This window comes from Alkalibacillus sp. S2W (assembly GCF_046764385.1).
Taxonomy (GTDB): Bacteria; Bacillota; Bacilli; order Bacillales; family Alkalibacillaceae; genus Alkalibacillus; species Alkalibacillus almallahensis.
In genome coordinates, this window is record NZ_CP177234.1 from 385,305 (window position 1) to 405,741 (window position 20,437).

At 37.3% G+C, this 20,437-nt stretch carries 25 protein-coding genes and 2 pseudogenes; 16 read left to right on the top strand and 11 right to left on the bottom strand.

Annotated features, from left to right (window positions below):
- Positions 1–120: 120 nt before the first annotated feature.
- Together ytzI and ACKXGF_RS02120 are read left to right on the top strand one after the other, a co-directional pair.
- Positions 121–273: a YtzI protein gene (gene ytzI / locus ACKXGF_RS02115; RefSeq protein WP_411954667.1), complete on the top strand. Its 153-nt coding sequence runs from the start codon at positions 121–123 to the stop codon at positions 271–273.
- Between the two features lie 457 nt (positions 274–730).
- Positions 731–1,759 carry an acyltransferase family protein gene (locus tag ACKXGF_RS02120; protein ID WP_411954668.1) on the top strand — a complete coding sequence of 343 codons (1,029 nt, stop codon included), beginning with the start codon at positions 731–733 and terminating at the stop codon, positions 1,757–1,759.
- A 71-nt stretch (positions 1,760–1,830) separates the two neighbouring features.
- On the opposite strand, the gene ACKXGF_RS02125 is transcribed toward ACKXGF_RS02120, so the two are convergent.
- Together ACKXGF_RS02125 and ACKXGF_RS02130 are read right to left on the bottom strand one after the other, a co-directional pair.
- Entirely contained in the window at positions 1,831–2,244 is a 414-nt protein-coding gene (locus ACKXGF_RS02125; RefSeq protein ID WP_411954669.1) for a thioredoxin family protein, read from the bottom strand.
- Between the two features lie 31 nt (positions 2,245–2,275).
- A complete protein-coding gene (locus ACKXGF_RS02130) occupies positions 2,276–2,701 on the bottom strand; it encodes a disulfide oxidoreductase (protein ID WP_411954670.1) in 426 nt (141 codons plus the stop codon).
- A 134-nt stretch (positions 2,702–2,835) separates the two neighbouring features.
- On the opposite strand from ACKXGF_RS02130, the gene ACKXGF_RS02135 reads away from it, so the two are divergent.
- Positions 2,836–3,633 (top strand): hypothetical protein, encoded by a 798-nt coding sequence (locus ACKXGF_RS02135; protein ID WP_411954671.1) that lies wholly within the window; start codon positions 2,836–2,838, stop codon positions 3,631–3,633.
- Here ACKXGF_RS02135 and ACKXGF_RS02140 read toward each other — a convergent pair.
- The 6 genes and pseudogenes from ACKXGF_RS02140 to ACKXGF_RS02165 all read right to left on the bottom strand — a co-directional run.
- Positions 3,630–4,037, bottom strand: a pseudogene (locus ACKXGF_RS02140) (GGDEF domain-containing protein); the annotation flags it as partial. The gene ACKXGF_RS02135 and the pseudogene ACKXGF_RS02140 overlap by 4 nt on opposite strands.
- A 24-nt stretch (positions 4,038–4,061) precedes the next feature.
- Positions 4,062–4,262 carry a hypothetical protein gene (locus tag ACKXGF_RS02145; RefSeq protein ID WP_411954672.1) on the bottom strand — a complete coding sequence of 67 codons (201 nt, stop codon included), beginning with the start codon at positions 4,260–4,262 and terminating at the stop codon, positions 4,062–4,064.
- Between the two features lie 27 nt (positions 4,263–4,289).
- Positions 4,290–4,499, bottom strand: coding sequence for a hypothetical protein (locus tag ACKXGF_RS02150; protein WP_411954673.1), 210 nt, complete (start codon positions 4,497–4,499; stop codon positions 4,290–4,292).
- A gap of 40 nt (positions 4,500–4,539) precedes the next feature.
- Positions 4,540–4,932: a hypothetical protein gene (locus ACKXGF_RS02155; RefSeq protein WP_411954674.1), complete on the bottom strand. Its 393-nt coding sequence runs from the start codon at positions 4,930–4,932 to the stop codon at positions 4,540–4,542.
- Positions 4,932–5,237: an antibiotic biosynthesis monooxygenase family protein gene (locus ACKXGF_RS02160; protein ID WP_167262117.1), complete on the bottom strand. Its 306-nt coding sequence runs from the start codon at positions 5,235–5,237 to the stop codon at positions 4,932–4,934. The genes ACKXGF_RS02155 and ACKXGF_RS02160 overlap by 1 nt, the downstream gene beginning before the upstream one ends.
- 1 nt (position 5,238) lies before the next feature.
- Complete coding sequence (locus ACKXGF_RS02165) at positions 5,239–5,880, bottom strand: B12-binding domain-containing protein (protein WP_411954675.1); 642 nt, start codon at positions 5,878–5,880, stop codon at positions 5,239–5,241.
- Positions 5,881–6,034: 154 nt separating this feature from the next.
- On the opposite strand from ACKXGF_RS02165, the gene ACKXGF_RS02170 reads away from it, so the two are divergent.
- The 3 genes from ACKXGF_RS02170 to arsC are packed head-to-tail and all read left to right on the top strand — an operon-like array spanning position 6,035 to position 8,126.
- Entirely contained in the window at positions 6,035–6,382 is a 348-nt protein-coding gene (locus ACKXGF_RS02170) for an ArsR/SmtB family transcription factor (RefSeq protein WP_411954676.1), read from the top strand.
- Positions 6,383–6,395: 13 nt separating this feature from the next.
- On the top strand, positions 6,396–7,694 hold the full coding sequence (locus ACKXGF_RS02175; RefSeq protein WP_411954677.1) for an arsenic transporter: 1,299 nt from the start codon (positions 6,396–6,398) through the stop codon (positions 7,692–7,694).
- A gap of 15 nt (positions 7,695–7,709) precedes the next feature.
- A complete protein-coding gene (arsC, locus tag ACKXGF_RS02180) occupies positions 7,710–8,126 on the top strand; it encodes an arsenate reductase (thioredoxin) (RefSeq protein ID WP_411954678.1) in 417 nt (138 codons plus the stop codon).
- 63 nt (positions 8,127–8,189) lie between these two features.
- On the opposite strand, the gene hmpA is transcribed toward arsC, so the two are convergent.
- Positions 8,190–9,410: an NO-inducible flavohemoprotein gene (gene hmpA, locus ACKXGF_RS02185; protein ID WP_411954679.1), complete on the bottom strand. Its 1,221-nt coding sequence runs from the start codon at positions 9,408–9,410 to the stop codon at positions 8,190–8,192.
- A 166-nt stretch (positions 9,411–9,576) separates the two neighbouring features.
- On the opposite strand from hmpA, the gene ACKXGF_RS02190 reads away from it, so the two are divergent.
- The 4 genes from ACKXGF_RS02190 to ACKXGF_RS02205 all read left to right on the top strand — a co-directional run bounded on the left by ACKXGF_RS02190 (position 9,577) and on the right by ACKXGF_RS02205 (position 12,402).
- A complete protein-coding gene (locus tag ACKXGF_RS02190) occupies positions 9,577–10,089 on the top strand; it encodes an RNA polymerase sigma factor (RefSeq protein ID WP_411954680.1) in 513 nt (170 codons plus the stop codon).
- The gene (locus ACKXGF_RS02195) at positions 10,073–11,098 is read left to right on the top strand and encodes a hypothetical protein (protein ID WP_411954681.1); all 1,026 of its coding nucleotides are present in this window, start codon (positions 10,073–10,075) and stop codon (positions 11,096–11,098) included. Before ACKXGF_RS02190 ends, ACKXGF_RS02195 begins: the two co-directional genes overlap by 17 nt.
- Before the next feature lie 70 nt (positions 11,099–11,168).
- A complete protein-coding gene (locus ACKXGF_RS02200) occupies positions 11,169–11,702 on the top strand; it encodes a DUF4269 domain-containing protein (RefSeq protein WP_411954682.1) in 534 nt (177 codons plus the stop codon).
- Positions 11,703–11,715: 13 nt separating this feature from the next.
- The gene (locus ACKXGF_RS02205) at positions 11,716–12,402 is read left to right on the top strand and encodes a class I SAM-dependent methyltransferase (protein WP_411954683.1); all 687 of its coding nucleotides are present in this window, start codon (positions 11,716–11,718) and stop codon (positions 12,400–12,402) included.
- A gap of 21 nt (positions 12,403–12,423) precedes the next feature.
- Here ACKXGF_RS02205 and ACKXGF_RS02210 read toward each other — a convergent pair whose 3' ends face one another.
- Positions 12,424–13,017: a TetR/AcrR family transcriptional regulator gene (locus ACKXGF_RS02210; protein WP_411954684.1), complete on the bottom strand. Its 594-nt coding sequence runs from the start codon at positions 13,015–13,017 to the stop codon at positions 12,424–12,426.
- Between the two features lie 210 nt (positions 13,018–13,227).
- Here ACKXGF_RS02210 and ACKXGF_RS02215 point away from each other — a divergent pair.
- Positions 13,228–14,013, top strand: a pseudogene (locus ACKXGF_RS02215) (SDR family oxidoreductase).
- A 45-nt stretch (positions 14,014–14,058) separates the two neighbouring features.
- Here the strand turns inward: ACKXGF_RS02215 and ACKXGF_RS02220 are convergent.
- Positions 14,059–14,889, bottom strand: a complete 831-nt coding sequence (locus ACKXGF_RS02220; RefSeq protein WP_411954685.1) for a SurA N-terminal domain-containing protein — start codon at positions 14,887–14,889, stop codon at positions 14,059–14,061.
- A gap of 322 nt (positions 14,890–15,211) precedes the next feature.
- Between ACKXGF_RS02220 and ACKXGF_RS02225 the strand changes: the two genes are divergently transcribed.
- The 5 genes from ACKXGF_RS02225 to ACKXGF_RS02245 all read left to right on the top strand — a co-directional run bounded on the left by ACKXGF_RS02225 (position 15,212) and on the right by ACKXGF_RS02245 (position 20,314).
- Complete coding sequence (locus ACKXGF_RS02225) at positions 15,212–15,409, top strand: cold shock domain-containing protein (RefSeq protein WP_167262104.1); 198 nt, start codon at positions 15,212–15,214, stop codon at positions 15,407–15,409.
- Between the two features lie 155 nt (positions 15,410–15,564).
- Complete coding sequence (locus ACKXGF_RS02230) at positions 15,565–15,873, top strand: phasin family protein (protein ID WP_411954686.1); 309 nt, start codon at positions 15,565–15,567, stop codon at positions 15,871–15,873.
- A 22-nt stretch (positions 15,874–15,895) separates the two neighbouring features.
- Complete coding sequence (locus ACKXGF_RS02235) at positions 15,896–17,575, top strand: ABC1 kinase family protein (protein ID WP_411954687.1); 1,680 nt, start codon at positions 15,896–15,898, stop codon at positions 17,573–17,575.
- A gap of 195 nt (positions 17,576–17,770) precedes the next feature.
- A complete protein-coding gene (locus ACKXGF_RS02240) occupies positions 17,771–19,822 on the top strand; it encodes an EAL domain-containing protein (protein ID WP_411954688.1) in 2,052 nt (683 codons plus the stop codon).
- A gap of 75 nt (positions 19,823–19,897) precedes the next feature.
- Positions 19,898–20,314 carry an organic hydroperoxide resistance protein gene (locus ACKXGF_RS02245; RefSeq protein WP_411954689.1) on the top strand — a complete coding sequence of 139 codons (417 nt, stop codon included), beginning with the start codon at positions 19,898–19,900 and terminating at the stop codon, positions 20,312–20,314.
- Positions 20,315–20,437: the final 123 nt, after the last annotated feature.

A 20,437-nucleotide genomic window follows, 5' to 3' on the forward strand; every position in this document is an offset into this window, starting at 1 on the left:
CGATTCTCTTCCGAGGAGGCTCGAGCCGTGCCCGTGGAAAGCGTCCACCGAAAGCGGATCACAATTCAACAACGGACTTTAACAGTGTCTATAAGCATAAAAGACTGAAGGAGTTTAAACATGTTTACGGTATTAATTATTTCAATTGTGATTGTCATTGTTGTAGCTGTTCTAACAATTATTGCAATATCAAAAGGGTATGCCTATGAACATACCGTCGATCCTTTACCTGAAGAAAAAGATCAATCAGATCCTGACAAAAACAATGAGTAGCCCAAGCCATTTGTTAAAGGCCGACATGTACTTAAAAACGTGCATGTCGGCTTTTTTTATCACTTCGGAGTTCGGACAGGACGTCCCGAACTTAGCCGAAGTTCCTTTAGTTGCCGAGAGATGCACCTGCGTCTTCTAGTAAAGCTTCGAAGTAGGCTTCCTCGGTGCAGGTTTCAAGAAAGAGTATTCGATGAAGTTGCCTGGCTCGAGCCGTGCCCCTGCATAGAAAACACTGTGAAAAACGAACGTAGTGAGATTGAACAGTTGTTGCACTTGTGCCTTATGGGTAAAAGCGTCCACCGAAAACGGATCACAATATCAACAACGGACCTGAACAAAGCCAAATAGTACAAAATATTACAACGATATAATAAATCAATAACAATTTAGTTGTATGGGTTCAATCAAGTATAGAGATGCGGTATTATATCTTTGGTTGATGGGAGGCGAAAAGATTATGCAACGACTAGCCTTTTTTGACAACGCCAAAGTCTTTTTTATATTTTTAGTTGTTTTTGGCCATTTAATCCAACCTATGCAAGGTGATTTGATCAGTGTTGATGCGCTGTATCAATGGATATATATATTTCATATTCCTGGATTTGTGTTAATGAGTGGTTATTTCGCTAAAGGAAGAGGCGATCAAAGTTTTCTAGTTAAAATGATGAAAAAGCTGTTACTACCATTCTTATTATTTCAAGTACTATATTCCATTGTACCTATTTTAAGTAATAATGATCCTTGGTATGTCGCTTTATATGAGCCTCATTGGAGTCTGTGGTTTCTAGTAAGTCTATTTTGTTGGCATCTTCTATTAATTGTTTTCAAACACTTATCACCAATTAAAGGTTTGTTGATCGCGTTTAGTATTGGTTTAGGCATTGGTCTTGTCCCATTTATTGGGCATGAATTTAGTGTGTCGAGAACATTTGTCTTTTTCCCATTTTTCCTAATGGGTTACTGGATGGACCAAACGTTAATCACGTATCTAAAAGAAATGAAGTTCAAGCTTGTAGCCGTTTTGATCTTAGCCATATTATTTGTAGGCAGTCTAGTTATGCCTGTTATCCCTGATGAATTACTGTTTGGATCAGCTTCTTATAGTGCATTAGGGATGGAATCGATTGGAATTATAGCACGGCTTAGCTTATACGCTTTAGCGATTTTAATGGTGTTTGCTGTATTAGCCTTAATTCCAAATAAGAACTATCAGATCACGGCAATGGGGCCTTATACACTTTACGTCTATCTGCTTCACGGTGTGATTATTCAATTTGTTCGCGAGTTAGGATTGCTGCGAATGAATGAGAATTTAGATGTCTTAGCTTTAGCGATTATTGCCGGTGCCATTGTCATGTTCCTATCATCAAGATATGTGTTGATTTTCACTCAGCCGATCATTGAAATGAATACAGTCTGGGCAAAACAGTGGTTGAAAATTCGAAGTCAGCAACAAGTGAATTATCGAAATCATCAATCGACATAAAGTTAAATCATTTGTGAATCTAAAAAATCTCCGAACTATCCAGATGGGTAGCTCGGAGATTTTTGTGTTTGTTAGTCTAAAACAACTTGATTGAAAAAGGATTCGAATTGTTCGTTTGGTGCTGCACCGACAATACGGTTGATTTCTTCGCCATTTTCATAATGAACGACAGTTGGTGTGCTTTCGATATTGAAATTATTCCAACCTTGGTCATGTTCAAGAAGGTTAAATAATGTCAGATCAACATCCATATCTTCAGCTAATGGCATCAAACGTGGTGTTGTTTCTTGACAATGGTGGCATTCGGGGCTGAAATAGTACACTGTTAAGGAATCTTCTTCTGCAATTTGTTGTTCTAATTGGTCTGGTTCGACCGCTTGACTATAATATTCTTCATTGGATGTGTCAGATTCTTGGTTTGTTAATAAGATTAAGACGACAAATAAGACAATGATAATACCGCCAAAAATTAATATTTTTTTCAACTTAAATCCTCCTAAGTTAGATCAGCATAAATTAATGAGATTGCTTGATCTTACGGTTCCCTAAGATGCTTAACGTAATTATAATCGCAAATGCAAGCCCTGCTAAGAATGGAATCGTAATAAATCCACCCCAGTTAATATATTGTGCGACACAAGATACCTCACCACAGCTTAAAGCATTATCTTGCATAAAAGCAATTTTTTGAATCGTGTAATGATATATCGAGATAGCTAGTCCTATACCTGATAAGATCATGCTGTATTGGAAAACGTGACGATCTTTCCCGACAATACCGATTATCATGATTATGACGAGTGGATACATGAATATCCGTTGATACCAACATAATAAGCACGGATCGAACTGACGAATTTCTGAGAAGTATAAAGACCCGAGTGTAGCAACTAAGGCCACAATCCATATCATAATCGCAGTGTTTTCGCTTTGTTTTTGCATGGATAGATCTCCTTTTACAAATAACATCTATCACAAATTATAGTATGAATGCTTGAAAAAAGTAAGTTTTATTTATGAACATTTTCTAACTTCACGAAAATGGTGTATGATAAGAAAAGATTGGAGGCGAATTCATGCATAAATTACATAATATAAGCAGTCGAATGGCAACAGCTTTTTTGACTATGGCCTTAACATATATCGCTTACTTACTATATTCAGGTTTTCGTTTGTCAGAAGCTTATGATCTTGTGTCTAATCCATTTGTATGGTTGATTTTCATTGTTTACCTGGTGATTTGCTCTTATGTAAATGAATGGGCAGTACGTAAGCTGGATGATGACTCAAAACGGACGTTTGTGTCATTGTATATGCTTTCAGCTATGTTTATTTGGGTACTTGTTTATATCCCTTTAGCGATGAGTTCTATGGCGGCGTACCTTTATATGATTTTTTATAGTAGTTTGTTTACAGTATTTGCGTTTTTATTGTTTTATTTTATTGAACGCATTGTGCGTCGTTCGAAAAGACGTCCATTTGGCGTGGGGGTTCCTGCGATTATTATTCTAATTATTATTATGATATGGAATCCTGCGATTAAATCTGGATTTTCTGAAACATATGATGAAGGTCAGTATGAAGTAACATTTGATCAATTTAATGGTGAAGAAACGGTGCATATACCAGTGGAATCCGGTCAAAATTATGAAGTGAGGGTTGAATGGGACCTAGTCGATGACTCAGGAAATAATTATGGCCTAAAACGCCATTCGGCTACAAGTAACTACGGTAACTTAGATTATATCGGTGAAGATGAGGATTGGTTATACCAATTCGAATCTTCTGAGTCAGGTGATTTACCTATAAAATATCACGGTCATAATATAAGTGGCTCAATTGTGATTACATGGAAAAACGTCTCAGACAATTAATCTTGTCCGAGACGTTTTTCATTTGATTTAAGCTCTTGTTTATAATCATACATCGCACGATCAGCTTTTGAAATATAGAATTCAATGTTTTGTTCATCATACAGGGATTCAATTTCATTGGCGGTTAATTCCACAAAGCCATAAGATAATGAACATTCCCTAGATTCTTCTTTAAACTGTTGATCAATATCATGAATGATTTGTTTAATGTCAGCGAGATTATACTCTGTTGTAATAAACAAAAATTCATCTCCACCAAAACGAAAGACCTGTGTTCGGTCTGTTTGATACTGATCAACGATTGTAGCAAACAATTTAAGGAGTCCATCTCCTGCAAGGTGACCATAATGATCATTGATTCGTTTTAAATTGTTAAAGTCAATCACTGAGAGAATTAAACGGGGAGGTGGTTGATTTGCGTTATAAAGCTAAGCGATTTGATCATAGAAATGCTGACGGTTGTACAAACCCGTTAAGGGGTCAGTCATACTCTTTTCTTTTAATTGTTTGATTGCATCATTTAATTGTTTTTCATTTAAGGCTTTTTCAACGTACAAATCATTGAGTTGGTTGGTAGTATCATAAATCTTGGAAATCGAACCTAAAAATGATTCAGGAAAAGGTGTCATGATCAACCAGAATTCCTTTTTGACATGTTAAACCTCTACTATATAAGGAACTGACTCATCATTTAGCTTTAAATAAATATCTGATGTATATTGTTCTTCATGGTTTAAGAATCGCTTCATTCTAGTTAAAGATTGCTCATCAACAAAGTCAAAAATGGATTGAGAAGGGTACATTTTCTTTGCTTGTTTACCTGTTCGGGTTAATATTTCACCGTCGTGATTAGTTTGGATAATCAATGTATCGGATTGATTCAGAACTTGTATGAGGTTCTTATTGTTATTGTGAATAGAAATCTCCTCCAGGGTCTAATTGAGCAATAGCTTTTTTTAAGCATGTGATGAAAAAATGTTGTTCATTAAAATCCGTAATAGTCTTTGGGATATGTTCAATTAATAATCGATAGTTTTGCACGATATGCCCCGAATCAATGCCGCGACTTGTTAATACTTCGTTTAGCCAAGCTGTATAATCGAGAAAAATAGATGCCGATTTTAATTGATAACTTGTTGTAAGATACTGCAAATGGAAATAGTTATCCTCTCGACAACGTTCTACCCCTTTATCGCCAAAGCGATCGTACAGTTCCGGTTTCTCCTTGTAAATGTCTGCCACAACAGCATCAACAAGTTGTTGATAAGGGGCATGCTGCATAAGTTCTGCAGGGTACATTACGTCGCCACCACCTTATATCGATAGACTTTCGGTACAATTTGGGCTAGCTCTTGATCAGGATAATTTTTCTCCAGTTCATGAATTTGTTTAAACTGTTCGCTACGAGCCCAATTCAAATAATCTTGCTTTGTTTCCCAAATAGTATGCACGGTTAACTCATGAGGTTTTTTGTCGTTTTGAAGCAATTCAAATTTAATGAAGCCAGGTTGTTCATCTACTTGACGTGATCTATTTTGATAGATTCCAATTAGCTCATCAATTTTGTCTTCTGGTACGACGACAGTGGAGTCGACAATATACATCTTAATCACCTTTTCTAATCAACCACTGATGAAGTTCATCAATGCTTTCAAAATTATAGTCATGTTCAAGTTGATTATAGAGCTCAGGATACTGTAATAAGGCGTAACCGCCAATCAGTATTTTCGTATGGGCTAATCTTTTCTCGTTGCGAATCATTTCACCGAGCTCTTTCGCTTTTGTTATATGGTTAGGCAACGTCATCGAATAACAAATATAGTCTGGTTGATGTTCAATCAATGATGAGATTATATGGTGATTCGGAATATCCGCGCCATAATAATAAGTCAAAAATCCATGCTCTAAAAACATGTTGAGAATGATCTGAATGCCTAAATTATGTTGATTCGTTTCAACAGAGAATAAGGCAACAGACTGGTTGTATTCTTGATCTGCTTCTATTGCTTGAATCGTTAATTGCGTAATCACGAATTGTGATACAGCCGTTGCTAAGTGTTCCTGAGCAACTGACAAGTTGTTTGCCTGCCAAAGTTTACCGACTTCATACATTGCCTGTGAGACGAGGCGATAAGCATCCATTGTGTCACCCTGCTCCAACAAGGAATTAATGATAGTCTGAGCATTATGTGTATTACCAGATAGAACTGCTTCATAGAAGTCATTAAAATAATCAGATGGGTGCATAGCTTTACCTCACAAAAATACAAATTTCGATAAATATATTATAGCGGTTAATCAAGGAGAAATAAAGGATTTAACGTTATCGACAGCCTCTTTACAGTTATTAGTCTATAATTTATAATGATATAAGTATTAACTTATATAAGGAGATGCTTATATGATATTGCAACCACAATCCATTCAGCAAACGTCTCAAACGCTTAAGTTATTAGGAGATTCTAATCGTCTTAGAATGATGCAGTTCATTTATGAGCGTGAATGTTGCGTGTGCGAACTAGTTGAATTAATCAGCCTATCTCAGCCTGCTATCAGTCAACATTTACGTAAACTGCGAGATGGTGGTCTCGTCGTGGAACAACGAAAAGGATCATGGGTGTTTTATCGAATGAATGATGAACACGCAACTATTGAATTAATAAAAGAAATTCTACAATCTTTACCAAGTGTCCAGGGTGAGTTGGATGAACTTGAACAAGATGGACTAAACGTTATATGTCATAAATAAAGGAGTTTACGTCATGGATTTAATCATAGCTATCATCATATTTTTAGTTACGTTAACATTTGTTATCTGGCAACCTAAGAATTTAGGAATTGGTTGGACAGCGTGTGCTGGGGCATTACTCGCCTTGGTATTTGGCGTTGTAAACGTGCAAGACGTCATTGATGTAACAGAGCTGGTGTGGAATGCGACATTCGCATTCGTTGCGATTATTATTATCTCGCTAATATTAGATGAAATTGGCTTCTTTGAATGGGCAGCCTTACATATGGCACGACTTGCCGGTGGTAATGGTGTGAAAATGTTTGTGCTAGTGACATTACTTGGCGCTGCTGTGGCTGCGTTATTTGCGAATGATGGAGCGGCGTTAATTTTAACACCGATTGTTTTATCAATGGTGCGTGCTCTTAATTTCAAAGAGGCGATGATTTTGCCGTTTATTATGGCGAGTGGTTTCATTGCTGATACGACATCACTACCTTTAGTGATTAGTAACCTCGTGAATATTGTGTCGGCTGACTTTTTTGAGATCGGTTTTTTAGAGTATTTAATACGGATGATTATTCCAAATTTATTTTCAATGATTGCAAGTATTGCGGTATTATATCTATTCTTCCGAAAATCTATTCCAAAGACTTATGATTTAAGCGAATTGCAAGAACCTAAAGACGCGATTAAAGATCATAAGATGTTCCGCATTTCGTGGTTTGTCTTAGCTGTTTTACTCGTTGGGTACTTCGCAAGTGAGTGGGTTGATTTTCTTTACGTATCATTCGTGGCAGGGGCGATTGCCGTTATCTTTCTCATTTTAGCGAAACGCAGCCCTGCAGTTCCGACAACCGATGTTGTCAAAGGTGCCCCATGGGATATCGTCTTCTTTTCGGTTGGAATGTATGTCGTTGTCTACGGGTTGCGGAATGTTGGTTTAACAGATGTTCTGGCAAACGTAATTGATTTAGCTGCAGGTCAAGGACTTTTGGCTGCGACGATGTCGATGGGCTTTCTGGCGGCAATCTTGTCTTCTGTGATGAACAATATGCCAACCGTCATGATCGATGCTTTGGCTATTGAGGCCTCAAATACATCAGGTATGATTAAAGAAGCATTAATTTATGCCAATGTGATCGGAAGTGACTTAGGTCCGAAAATCACACCAATTGGTTCACTTGCGACATTATTATGGTTGCATGTGTTATCGAAGAAAGGGATTAAGATTTCGTGGGGCTACTACTTTAAAGTCGGCTTAATCTTAACGATTCCAGTATTAGCTATCACGTTACTCGGTTTATATGTCTCAATTATTTTAGTGAATTAATAAGGAGTGTTTTGTATGAGTAAACCTATTATTTATTTCTTGTGTACAGGTAATTCTTGTCGCAGTCAAATGGCTGAAGGATTAGGACGTCAATTATTAGGTGATGAGTGGGAGGTCCATAGTGCTGGGATTGAAGCGCATGGTGTAAATCCAAAAGCGGTTGAAATGATGGATGAAGTAGGCATTGATATACGAGATCAGCAATCAGCTGTCATTGATCGTGATTTATTGAATCGAGCGAGTTTAGTGATCACGCTTTGTGGTGATGCGAAAGAAAACTGCCCCGTTACGCCACCGAATGTTGAGACGGATCACTGGGGGCTTGTTGATCCGGCTAAAGCAGAAGGAAGCGAAGAAGAAGTAAATCAAGTTTTCCGTGAAGTCCGAGATGATATTAAACATCGAATTGAATCACTGAAGAATCATAAATAAAACCAAAAACACCTCAGCTTCATGAAATTCAACTTGAAGCTGAGGTGTTTTGTATGGTTGAGGTTATTGTACTGTTTCTAGTTCTTCTTGTGGGCCGAAGAATTCAAAGTTAAGACGATCTTCAGTCACGTCGTGTTGATTTAAATGATTCATAACAGCTTCCATAAACGGTTTCGGACCGCAGAAATAAAAGTCAGCTTCATCCATTGGCAAGTGATCCTTCATCCAATCATATGTGATGAAACCTTTTTGGTGGTAATGTTTAGTGGCCTCATCATCCGCTGTTGGATGAGATAGAATGGTATAAACATTAACATGTTGATGGTTTAACACTAAATCCGTTAGTTCTTGTTCGAAAGCTTGAACATCTCCATTTCGAACAGCATGCACGAATGAGACTGGTCGATTCGGTTGTTGCTCAACGACTGTATGGAGCATATTGATAAGCGGTGTGATGCCAACGCCACCAGCCATTAGAACGAGTGGTTTTGTACTATTCATGTCTAGCGTAAATTCGCCTGCTGGTGCACTGACGTCTACCTGGTCACCAATGGATGCTTCGTTGTGTAAATAATTGGAGACCACGCCATTCGGATCATGCTCATCTTCACGTTTAACACTGATTCGGAAATAATCTTGATTCGGTTTGTAGGAAAGACTGTACTGTCGAATATTCGTGTAGGTTTCACTTGGAATATCAAGTTTAACACTAATATATTGACCAGATTCGAACGTTGGTAGTGGTTGTTCATCAACTGGTTTTAAATAAAATGATGTGATGACATCACTTTCAATCACTTTATCCGCAATGTAGAAAGGTTTGAAATCTTTCCACCCACCTGGTTGTTGCTCAGTTGCTTCATATAAATCTGCCTCAACACTGATGAAAATATCAGCAATCACTTGATAAGCATCTTCCCAAGTTTGCATGATGTCATCTGTTGCAGCATCACCTAATACGTCTTTAATCGCAATAAGTAAATTTTCACCGACGATTGGATAGTGTTCAGGTTTAATGCCTAAACTGCGGTGTTTATGAGCGATTTGTTCGACAACAGGCATAATCGATTCTAATTGGTCGATGTGTTCAGCTGATGCGATAATAGAGTTAGCTAAAGCGCGTTGCTGTTTACCTTGTTTTTGATTCGCTTGATTGAATATATTTAAGAGCTCTGGGTGTTTTTCGAAAAGCAATTGGTAAAAACGCGTTGTAATCGTCGTGCCATGTTCACGTAATACCGGAGCTGTTGCTTTAATGGTATCTTTTTGTTGTTCTGTTAACATTTGAAACCCTCCATATTTGAGTTAATTTCATTATCTAATTTATAGAAGGGTTGATTTGTGATATATATCACAAAAACAGTTTGAAATTATGAAGATTTTATTGACTGTAAGATTTTTTGATTGGTTACGTCTAATAAGTAATTCAGGCAGAAAGTGGGGGCGTGAGATGGATGATGATTTGATTATAAATTGGTTTGATCAATATGCTGATGATATTTATCGGTTTTTAGTCTTTCGGTTAGGTACACCAGATGTAGAAGATTTGGTTCAAGACGTCTTCATTAAAGCGATAAACCATCAACAGTCATTTCGTGGCGATGCGAACCCTAAAACATGGCTGATTAGCATTGCCCGTAATTTAGCTACAGATCAAATGCGTAAAAACAAAGTAAGAGATTGGCGACGATTGATAGATGAGGAAGACTTTCAACCCAAAACAGTTGATTCGCCCGAGACAGTCGTGGAAAATGCTGAATTAAAAGTTTATGTTCGAGAATTAATCAATCAATTAAAGCCCAATTATCGTGATGTTGTCTTTTTACGCGGTATCGAAGAATTCACCGTTGCAGAAACCGCACAAGTATTAGGATGGTCCGAAAATAAGGTGAGCACCACTTATCATCGTGCGATTAAAGCACTTCAGCGTAAAGGAGGGGTTGCTTTTGAGTCAGAATCATGATGAATTAGATGTTTTGAAAGAAGAGTCGAAGGATTGGAAAATGGATCAACAAAGAAAAGAACAGATGCGCCAAACGCTTCAACAATATGCTCAGAAAAAACAAAAGCGTCAAAAACGACAACGTTGGATGGTGGCTGGTATTGGTTTAGCTGCAACGGTTATCTTTATGTTGGTTGTTCTATCATTTGCGATTGGTGATGATGTTGCTGAGCCTACAGGAGAAGCCCCTGAAAAAACAGTAACAAATGGCCTTAAAGTTCATGATATGGAATCTGTTGGTTCAGGCGATCGTAAACGTCAATACAGAATCGTTAGTTCTATAGAAGGTGAATATGAATCATTTACTAATGAGATTAAATCAGAGAACGGTCAGACATATGATTTTACCATTAATGAAAGGAACGACCGATTTATTATTGAACTAACAATCCCTGAAGATGAATTACCATCCTCGGGTGTACTTTACTGGCATGCCACGATTGATGGTGAGACCGAGTCGCACAGAATTGAGGAATTTCCGCGTGAAGATGAATCGACAGAAGGTGAACCAATAATGGTTGAATTAGTGTCAGAGGAAGAAGAAACCATTGTTCTTGAAGGAATGGAAGAGAAAACTACCATCCTTACGTATCGAATCACGCCTTACAATATAACGTATTCACTTGAGGAATTCTTTTCAAATGTTTCATTTCCGAACGAAGTCGTCACTCATCGTAATCGTGATGCTACGACGGGAATAAGTATTAAAATACAAGTATCTGAAAACGGAGCGCTAGAAGAAGTAAAAGCTGATTGGCAATCTGAAATTGAATCACTAGGAGAAGCGGATTTATCTACCTATGATACAGCACTTGAAGGGACGCATTACGCTGGTCAAGGAGAAGGGTATGTCATTGGTGAGCTAGGTGAAGATGTAGTTGTTATTGAATATGAATTCCCGATGGAAGCGGGTGACGGATTCTGGCCGCGCTTTGAACAATTACTTGAAACAATTGAAAAAGAATCTTAATCGCAGTATGGAAGCCTTATTGGTACAATAGAGACTAATAAGGCTTTTTTATGTGGGTGGGAATAAAATTATGTTTGATTCATTATTAGCTTTAAAGAAAGGTAATTCGTATCAAAGACGAGCTTATGACGTGATTCAAGAGGTTGGCGTTTTAAATGAGTTCGCATCCTACGATCCGATTGTTTGTGGGACGATTCCATTGAATATTCATGACGGGGATTCTGATCTTGATATTATTTTTTATGTACATGATCTTGATGATTTTGCTAGACGGTTAAGTGAGGCTTATCAGTCATTTAAGTCATTCTCACTCAAAACAATTGAAGTCAACGGGTCAACTGTCGTTAAAGCTAATTTCTATGCTTATGGCTTTGAATTTGAATTGTTTGGTATGAATCAACCAACCAATAGGCAAAATGCGTATTTACATATGATGGTTGAAGGGCACATATTGATGAATCATCCAGAGTTTATGGAGGATGTACGTCATTTAAAAAGAGAAGGATTCACAACCGAAGCGGCGTTTTGTGAATGCCTAGGACTGGATTATCAAAATCCTTTCGAGCGATTAAAGGATTATGGTAAGGAACATAACTATATTTAAGAGGGTGTATAAGATGAAAGAGAATATTTGGCATACTCAAGCGAAAGAACAATGGAACGAACGTGCAAATTTCTGGCACGCTAGAAGTCAACCCATGTGGGAAGAAGGAAGCCGACGTAATATTATCCCATTTTTTAATCAGTTCGTGCCGAAGCAAAGTGCAGTCCTAGATTTAGGTTGTGGTGATGGCTACGGCTCTTATAAGTTGTGGCAGTTAGACTATAAGGTAACAGGTGTTGATTTATCGGATGATATGATTGACTTATGTCGTGACCGTTTGACTGAGGATATGACTCATTTAAATTTTCAACAAGCTGATATGGCTCATTTACCATTTGAGAACAATACGTTTGATAGTGTGCTTGCTATTAATTCACTGGAGTGGACTGAGAAGCCATCTGAGACTTTACAAGAAATAGGGCGAGTCGTTAGATCTGGAGGCTATTTGTGTTTTGGTATCTTAGGCCCTACAGCAGGACCTAGAGCTAATAGTTTTGAACGATTATACGGTGAAGATGTCATTATGAATACCATGATGCCATGGGAATTCGAGCAATTAGCCGAGCGTGAAGGTTATCGTATTATAGGTTCAGAAGGGATTTATAAGGAAGCTGTGTCAGATCGCATGCTTGGGCAATTACCGAAAGATTTAAAACAAAGCTTAACTTTTATGTGGTTAACGATGTTACAGAAACAATAAAACCTGATTGCTTAACCCATTTTATAAGTCACCAATATATTGTACAGAACGAATGTGAGTTTTGGATAATTCAATGACTTCATAGATGAAATCGTCTTGGCTTTCTTGAAATCCTTCTTGAATCCAACTTTGAATTAAACCATAGAATCCGAAAGCAATATAATGTTTAAAGTAACCCATATTAACAGGCTGGTCACTAATTGTTTCGAATGTAAAATAGTTTTTATAGATGTCCAAGAATTTGTTAGGGAGACTGCGGTGCAGACCAGGCAACGTATCATCATAGTTGATTAAGTCAAAGTAAAAGCGTTGCTGGTGAATATAAGAAATAATTTCAAAATGTGAAGGTTTTAATTTGTCAGTGTTGATTGTTTGGCTTCGTTTATAGGGAACCTGCACGGCCTCCTCTAGTCCATATAATAGCTCATGTAGGAGTTCTTCTGCTAATTCAAACTTATCATGGTAATGAACATAGAAGGTACTCCGATTATATTGTGCTTGTTGAACGAGATCTTTTACTGTAATCGTGTGGAAGCCTTGTTCTTTAATTAATTCAGTTAAGGCGATTTTGAAATGGTTCTTTGTTCGGTTTTGTCGAATGGATTCCTCTTGCATGATATTCCTCCCTTTATTTAGACAAATGAAACGAATCTGTCTAAACAATAGACAAATGTTTAAAGATTCATGATTGTACGATTGTCCAAGCGTTGTATACTTTCATTATAAACGAACATTATGCGACATGACATAATCTAAAGCTATGAAATTTTAGTCGTTTGATGTAAGCATTTACTCAAAAATAAAGTAAATCAAGGAGGTTTATTCATGCAAAAACGTTTCGACAATCAAGTTGTATTGATTACAGGTGCAGGGTCTGGTTTAGGGCAGGCTGCAGCAGTCCAAGTTGCAAAAGAGGGGGCGAGCCTTTCTTTAGTGGACCTTAATCAAGAAACATTGGATGAAACAAAAGCGAAAGTTCAAGAAGTAGCGCCTTCAGTTGAAGTACTCGTTATTAAAGCAGATGTCTCCAATGAAGATGAAGTTAAGAATTATGTTGATCAAACGGTAGAAACATTTAAACAAATTGATGGATTCTTTAATAATGCAGGAATCGAAGGGAAATAAAACTTACCAGAGGATTATGGTTCTGATGAATTTGAGAAAGTTGTTAATATCAATTTGAATGGTGTTTTCTATGGTATGAAATATGTATTAGAAGTGATGAAGAAACAAGAATCTGGTTCAATTGTTAACACAGCCTCGGTAGGAGGTATTCGTGGTGTTGGTAATCAATCTGGCTATGCGGCAAGTAAACATGGTGTCGTAGGCTTAACGAAAAACTCAGGTATTGAATATGGTCAATATGGCGTTAGTATTAAAGCTATTGCACCAGGAGCGATTATGACACCAATGGTTGAGGGGTCATTAAAACAGATCGATCCTGATAACTGGGAAAAAGTTGGCGAGCAATTTGTTAAGCCTAACCCAATGAAGCGGTTTGGTAAACCAGAGGAAGTAGGTTATTTAATCGCTTTCTTACTTTCTGATCAGGCTAACTTTATTAATGCTTCAGTCATTCCAATTGACGGTGGACAATCTTATCAATATTAATAAAAAAAAGCTACTCCGAAAGCTCGGAGTAGCCTTTTTAATTAATTAAATTTTAACGTTAACTTCAGTGTCTTCTTTTAGATTTTCAATTAACGTTTGTTGTTGTTCGCGTTTTTTCTGTTGTTTGACTTGTGATTCTAGTTTGCTACGCATATTTTCTAAACTTTCTGCTTCTTGATCTGCTTGTTCCATTTGTGATTTGTAGTCTTCATATGCTTTTTGAATGTCTTCATCTGAAACGCTTGGTTCTTCCATGTTTTCATCCAAATAGTTTTGGATTAATAAAGATGACCGAATTTGATCTTTAACCTCTTCTTTGCTCATACCAAGTTGCTCGTATACAGCATCTTTAGATTCAAGCTCATTTTGTTCTTGCATTGAACTAATTTGTGAGTCAACTTCTTTAGTCACTTTTTCTTCAGAAGGTTCAAGACCAGCATCAAGTGCTGCTAGTTCAATTACTTTTGAGTTAACAACCTGATTCATAGCTGCATCACGAATTGCGCCAGCATTTTGACTAGGATCTTGTCCCATCATTTGATAGCGTGAACTTAATGTTTGCTCAGCTTGAAGTAAGCGAGAACCTAAGATGTCTTCGCCACCAACAGTTGCGACGACTTCATCTTCACCAACGTCTGAAACAGATTCACCTGATGATTCAGAGTTACCTTCACCGTTAGATGACTCTTCACTGCTACCATCTTCGCTATTACTATTTTCTTCATTACTGTTACCATTTTCATTGTTACTTTCTTCTTCTGATGTACCTTCATTTTCTGTGCTACCTGAATCGCCTTCATCGTTATTATCACCGCCACAAGCGACCATTACGCTAGCGAGAATCGCTAATACGAAGAGTAAAAGCGTCTTTTTCATGTTAATACACATCCTTTGCTGTTTATAAAATGTTTCGTTAGTGAATTGTAGCAGAGGGCTTAGACTAGTACAAGCCAAAACCCTGCTCGAAAATAAAATGTAATATGATTGTTATAAAGTGTTATTAGCGCATCTTTTATAGGGTGTTCTAAAAAAAGATTTTTTATTTTAAAGGGTTTGGGGTTGCAATTTAGTTCAGAAGGGTGTAAAGTAAGAGTTGAACAAATGATTGATATCGATGATTACTGAAAGGCCTCTCTTAATTGATGTCGTAAGTAACGAGATTCAATTTTTGTCAACACAATTAAGGAGGTCATTATATATGACAGGTACAGTTAAATGGTTTAATTCAGAAAAAGGTTTCGGATTTATCGAGCGCCAAGACGGTGACGATGTATTCGTACACTTCTCAGCTATCCAAGCGGAAGGTTTCAAAACATTAGAAGACGGCCAAACAGTTGAATTCGAAATTGTTGAAGGCGACCGTGGACCACAAGCAGCAAACGTTGTTGCTCAGTAATAGACTGATTAAAAAGGTGTGTAGCTTAAGCTACACACCTTTTTTTGTATCTTCTAGGGCTTATATAAACCTCTCCATAAACACAAGTTTTTATGGATAAATTTCAGGGTAATGGTTAACTATCAACTTAAATGGACGATTAGGAGGTACAATTTATGCGTGATACTTTTAAAAAAGGATTATCATTAGGTTTGGGATTAGCACAGGCAAGTAAAGAGCAAGTGGATAAAGTATTAGATGAAATGTATGATAAAGGTGAGTTATCCAAATCAGAATTAACCAATTTATTAAATGAAGTTCGTCACAAAGGTGAACAACGGCAAGAAGAACTGGATCAAAAAGTTCATGATAAGCTTAAGTCGTATCTACATGAATTAAACATTCAGACACGTGAAGATTATGATCGATTAGAAAAACGTGTTGCTGAATTAGAAGCGAAACATGATACGAACGAAGAGTCCTAATTAATAGCGATGGAGGCATTCCATGATTGGTAAACGAATGAAGCACATGCGGCGGTATAGAGAAATAGCAGCAGCACTAGCACGAAATGGCTTTGGATACTTCGTAAAAGAAGTAGGGCTTGATCAAGTGTTTTCTCTACCACGTCGCGTTTATGTTAACCAACGACATAGTGAGACACCCCAACAATTAGGGATGAGACTACGGTCATTTTTAGAAGAGCTAGGTCCGACGTTTATTAAGGTTGGCCAAATTGCTAGTATGCGTCCTGATTTATTACCTAAAGATGTCATTCGTGAATTGTCTTATTTACAGGATGAGCTAGAACCATTTTCATTCGAAGATGTTCAAATGATGATCGAGCAAGATTTCGGGGAACGTGTTGAAGATTTATTTGATGAATTCAACCCTGAACCAATTGGTGTAGCGTCTATTGGTCAAGTACATGAAGCGACATTACCTAATGGTCAACGTGTTGCGGTTAAAGTTCGCAGGCCAGGCGTGTTTGAACAAATACATACAGACCTTGAAATTTTAGAAGAGTTAGCCAAACGTGCTGAACGTCGTTTTAATTGGGCCGAGCAGTATCAAGTTACAGGTGTTTTAGAAGAATTTAAGAGTGCTATTATTGATGAACTTAATTATGAAACAGAAGGATTAAATGCTGATTTAATGCGCAAGCAATTCGATGAATGGGAAACCATTAAAATTCCTAATATCTATTGGGATTACTCCTCTAAGCGTGTGTTAACGATGGAATTTGTAGAGGGGTATAAGCTAAACCAAGTTGATGAGATGAAAGAAGCGAATTTTGACCTTGATACAATTGCAGAAAACATGATCCAAGCCCTTTATCATCAAATCTTTAAAGATGGATTATTTCATGCGGATCCTCATCAAGGAAACTTCTTTATAACTGAAGATCAAAAAATCGCTTTAATGGATTTTGGGTTAGTTGGAAGGTTGTCCCGTGATATGAAATCCAGGTTGGCTTCATTGGTCATTGCCATTGTTCGCCAGGATGCCAATAAAATCGTGAAGACGATTAAGAAACTAGGAATTGCACCAGATCATCTAGATGAATCGTCTCTAAGAAGAGATATTGATCAGCTCATGATCAAGTATTATGATGTCCCATTAAAAGATATTAGCATTGGTGAATCGATCACGGATATGTATAAGATTGCTCAGCAACATCAAATCTATATTCAACCTGACTTATCGTTAGTGGGCAAGACGATGTTTACCATGGAATCAGTCATTGAAACGCTTGCGCCTGATCTTGATATGTTTGCGATTGCTGAGCCATACGGGCGAGACTTACTTCGTCAAAAGTACAACCCGAAACGAACAGCTGAGAAGATATTTGACCAATTAGGTGAATATGGAGAGGCTGTCGAAGATTTACCAGAAGTCTTACAAGAGATAAATGCTATGGCTAAGAAACGCAAAGTTCCGATTGAGATGAATTTCTCTAAAGCAGACACATTTATGCGGAAATTAGATCAAGTGAGTAATCGATTATCATTCAGTATTGTGTTATTAGCGTTTAGTTTGATTATGGTCGGGTTAATGATTGGTTCTGCATTAAACGAACAACATTCCATGGTTTGGAGTATTCCTGCGATTGAAATTGGGTTTGTGATCGCATTATTAATGTTTCTTTGGATGTTATATTCAATTATGAGGTCAGGCAGGTTTTAAGTTAATATTAGAAAGTTAATGGCAGCGAACGGTTTAGTTTGCTGTCTTTTTTTAATTGACTAAAATCAAGTGGCCACAGATAAAGTATGTAGTGATGCAGTTAATGTTACGAATTTTGTCGAAATATCATAGTCATTTTGTCTTAACTGTATTAAAATATGGATAGATGTTACAAGAAATTGTGAGGAATATTAGATGGGTTTATTAGACTATAATTTGATCATGACAGTAACAATCAATGGTACATACAATCAGTTTTTAGTAATTTTATCAATTCTGATTGCGATTATTGCCTCTTATGCAGCATTGTCCTTAAATGAGCGTTTATATCATAGTGGTCTAATTCATCCTTATTTTTGGATTGGTTTAGCGTCGTTAACGATGGGAGCTGGTATTTGGTCGATGCACTTTATTGCCATGAGCGCTTATCAATTAGGCGTACCCATGACGTATGATCCTATATTAACCATTTTGTCCGTTTTGCCAGTGATTTTTGCTGCATTATTAGCTTTTTGGATGGTTTATTATCGTAAGCGTAAGTACTTACATATGTGGATTGCTGCTATGATTATGGGAATAGGGATTGCATCTATGCATTATTTGGGTATGGAAGCGATGCGAATACCTGATGTCACCATGGACTATCATGCTGGCTATGTATTTCTCTCAATCTTACTAGCGGTGGTAATTTCATTAATTGCTCTTCTCATATTGATTAACCAACCTGAACGCATGAAATTGCATAATAAAGCGGCCATCGCCAGTCTATTAGGTTTGGGCGTGTCTAGCATGCACTACACGGGAATGTATGCGACATCCTTTGAGGCAGATCCTGTAGTCTTAGAGACGGAAGGGACACATGAGTTGTTCGGGATTCTGATGGCAAGTGTTATAGTAGGGGTTTTGGCAATCGTCTTTTTCTCAATATTTAGCACAGTGTTCGATCGTCAATTAAAAAAGCGATTAGAATTGTATGATCCATTGACTAATCTCCCTAATCGAAAAGTTTTTAATCAACAGATGGGTCAATTTAAGAATATGAATGAGGTTGGAGTTGCCGTTATTCATCTACGTGATCTCGATACGATTAATAATAAGTATAGTTATCAACAGGGTGATGAAACGATCAAAGTACTAGTTGATTTTATTAAACAGGCTTATCGAAAGTCTCTTTCTAGGCGTGAATTCTTAATTTACCGGATTAGTAATCAAAAAATCGGTGTCATTGCTAGCGAATTTACGATATCAAAGAAACTAGGAGCTTTCTCTAAAGACTTAATTCATCGGTGTCAAAGTGAGACTGTTGCAGGACTTAACGTCAGTGTAGCTTTAGCTTCCAAGCCAAAAACAACGAAAAATACGATGGAATTAGTTGATCAAGCCTATGCAGTTATAAACACAAAAGGTTTTGAATTGATCAATGATTATGCGTTCTATCAGGGCACGACACATAGTGAAGGGCTTCGAGAGAAACTATTGGAGCGAATGCGTTTAATTGAGTATGACGAGGAATTAGTAGTGAAGTATCAACCTAAAATTGCAAATCATAGTCACGAATTTATTGGAGTTGAAGCATTGATTCGGTGGAATGATCGACAGCTTGGCTTTATTTCTCCAGGACAATTTATCCCGATTGCAGAAAAAACAGGTGATATTCACCCCATTACACTCTGGTTAATCGAGCGTGTTTGTAAACAAATCAAGGAATGGCAGTGGGCAGGATTTGATGTCGGTAAAGTGGCCATTAATTTATCAAACCGAACACTTATAGAAGATACTTTTGTTGTTGATGTTGAAAATATTATTGAGAAATATCAGATCAATCCAAGTTTATTAGAATTTGAAATCACGGAATCAAGCATTATTGAAGAAGAGAAAGTGGCACTCATGACGATAGAAAGCCTACGTGAATTAGGAGCAACGATAGCTTTAGATGATTTTGGTACAGGTTTTTCATCGTTAACTTATTTGCGTAAACTCCCAATCGATAAAATGAAAATCGATAAGTCATTCTTAGAGGGAATCGTAGAAGATGCACTGGCTCAACAGTTTTTAGCGGATGTGATCAATCTCGGTTCAACTTTATCCCTTGGTGTTGTTATTGAAGGTGTTGAAGAAGTTGAAGAGCTTGATATTATTAGACAAACCTCTGCTGACGAAATTCAAGGTTTCTATTTCGGAAGGCCAATCTCAGCTCATGAATTGATGGACTGGAACACTTCCTATCAAGAAAAATTATTAAATTAATATAATATTGCATGCATGAAAATTTGATTTTTCGGGTATAGATTAGATAGACTTTATATAAAGGAGTGTTTAGATATGAGTCATTTATTTACAACAAAAGCAACAGCACAAGGCGGACGTGGTGGTCACGTTAAGTCAGAAGATGGCGTGATTGATTTAAACGTAGTTATGCCGACAGAAAATACGGATGAAACAGGGACAAACCCTGAACAATTATTCGCAGCAGGTTATGCAGCATGCTATGACGGTGCTCTTAACTTAGTTGCTAAGAATCAAAAGAAAGACATTGAATCAACAACACATGGTGAAGTTAGTTTCATGAAAGATGAATCTGATGGTGGATTCAAAGTTGGTGTGAAACTGATTTCTGAAATTAGCGGTGTTTCTCAAGATGAAGCGGACGAATTGATGAAAGAAGCGCATAAAGTTTGTCCATACTCTAAAGCAACGCGCGATAACATTGAAGTAGAGTTAGAAGCGGTTGTTAAATAAAATTGTGTGATAAAAAGGTCTGTGGCGTTTCAAGCCACAGACCTTTTTTTTGAATCAAGAACCTCAGAAGTTGAAGCAAGCATCCCAAAAGATGAATTAAGCCTCTTCAAAGTTGATCTAAGT

Bases quoted from the DNA above. Each gene is read 5' to 3' on its own strand.
- ytzI (WP_411954667.1), top strand. From the start codon at position 121: ATGTTTACGGTATTAATTATTTCAATTGTGATTGTCATTGTTGTAGCT.
- ACKXGF_RS02120 (WP_411954668.1), top strand. From the start codon at position 731: ATGCAACGACTAGCCTTTTTTGACAACGCCAAAGTCTTTTTTATATTT.
- ACKXGF_RS02130 (WP_411954670.1), bottom strand. From the start codon at position 2,701: ATGCAAAAACAAAGCGAAAACACTGCGATTATGATATGGATTGTGGCC.
- ACKXGF_RS02135 (WP_411954671.1), top strand. From the start codon at position 2,836: ATGCATAAATTACATAATATAAGCAGTCGAATGGCAACAGCTTTTTTG.
- ACKXGF_RS02145 (WP_411954672.1), bottom strand. From the start codon at position 4,262: ATGACACCTTTTCCTGAATCATTTTTAGGTTCGATTTCCAAGATTTAT.
- ACKXGF_RS02155 (WP_411954674.1), bottom strand. From the start codon at position 4,932: ATGTACCCTGCAGAACTTATGCAGCATGCCCCTTATCAACAACTTGTT.
- ACKXGF_RS02160 (WP_167262117.1), bottom strand. From the start codon at position 5,237: ATGTATATTGTCGACTCCACTGTCGTCGTACCAGAAGACAAAATTGAT.
- ACKXGF_RS02165 (WP_411954675.1), bottom strand. From the start codon at position 5,880: ATGCACCCATCTGATTATTTTAATGACTTCTATGAAGCAGTTCTATCT.
- ACKXGF_RS02170 (WP_411954676.1), top strand. From the start codon at position 6,035: ATGATATTGCAACCACAATCCATTCAGCAAACGTCTCAAACGCTTAAG.
- ACKXGF_RS02175 (WP_411954677.1), top strand. From the start codon at position 6,396: ATGGATTTAATCATAGCTATCATCATATTTTTAGTTACGTTAACATTT.
- arsC (WP_411954678.1), top strand. From the start codon at position 7,710: ATGAGTAAACCTATTATTTATTTCTTGTGTACAGGTAATTCTTGTCGC.
- hmpA (WP_411954679.1), bottom strand. From the start codon at position 9,410: ATGTTAACAGAACAACAAAAAGATACCATTAAAGCAACAGCTCCGGTA.
- ACKXGF_RS02190 (WP_411954680.1), top strand. From the start codon at position 9,577: ATGGATGATGATTTGATTATAAATTGGTTTGATCAATATGCTGATGAT.
- ACKXGF_RS02200 (WP_411954682.1), top strand. From the start codon at position 11,169: ATGTTTGATTCATTATTAGCTTTAAAGAAAGGTAATTCGTATCAAAGA.
- ACKXGF_RS02205 (WP_411954683.1), top strand. From the start codon at position 11,716: ATGAAAGAGAATATTTGGCATACTCAAGCGAAAGAACAATGGAACGAA.
- ACKXGF_RS02210 (WP_411954684.1), bottom strand. From the start codon at position 13,017: ATGCAAGAGGAATCCATTCGACAAAACCGAACAAAGAACCATTTCAAA.
- ACKXGF_RS02220 (WP_411954685.1), bottom strand. From the start codon at position 14,889: ATGAAAAAGACGCTTTTACTCTTCGTATTAGCGATTCTCGCTAGCGTA.
- ACKXGF_RS02225 (WP_167262104.1), top strand. From the start codon at position 15,212: ATGACAGGTACAGTTAAATGGTTTAATTCAGAAAAAGGTTTCGGATTT.
- ACKXGF_RS02230 (WP_411954686.1), top strand. From the start codon at position 15,565: ATGCGTGATACTTTTAAAAAAGGATTATCATTAGGTTTGGGATTAGCA.
- ACKXGF_RS02235 (WP_411954687.1), top strand. From the start codon at position 15,896: ATGATTGGTAAACGAATGAAGCACATGCGGCGGTATAGAGAAATAGCA.
- ACKXGF_RS02240 (WP_411954688.1), top strand. From the start codon at position 17,771: ATGGGTTTATTAGACTATAATTTGATCATGACAGTAACAATCAATGGT.
- ACKXGF_RS02245 (WP_411954689.1), top strand. From the start codon at position 19,898: ATGAGTCATTTATTTACAACAAAAGCAACAGCACAAGGCGGACGTGGT.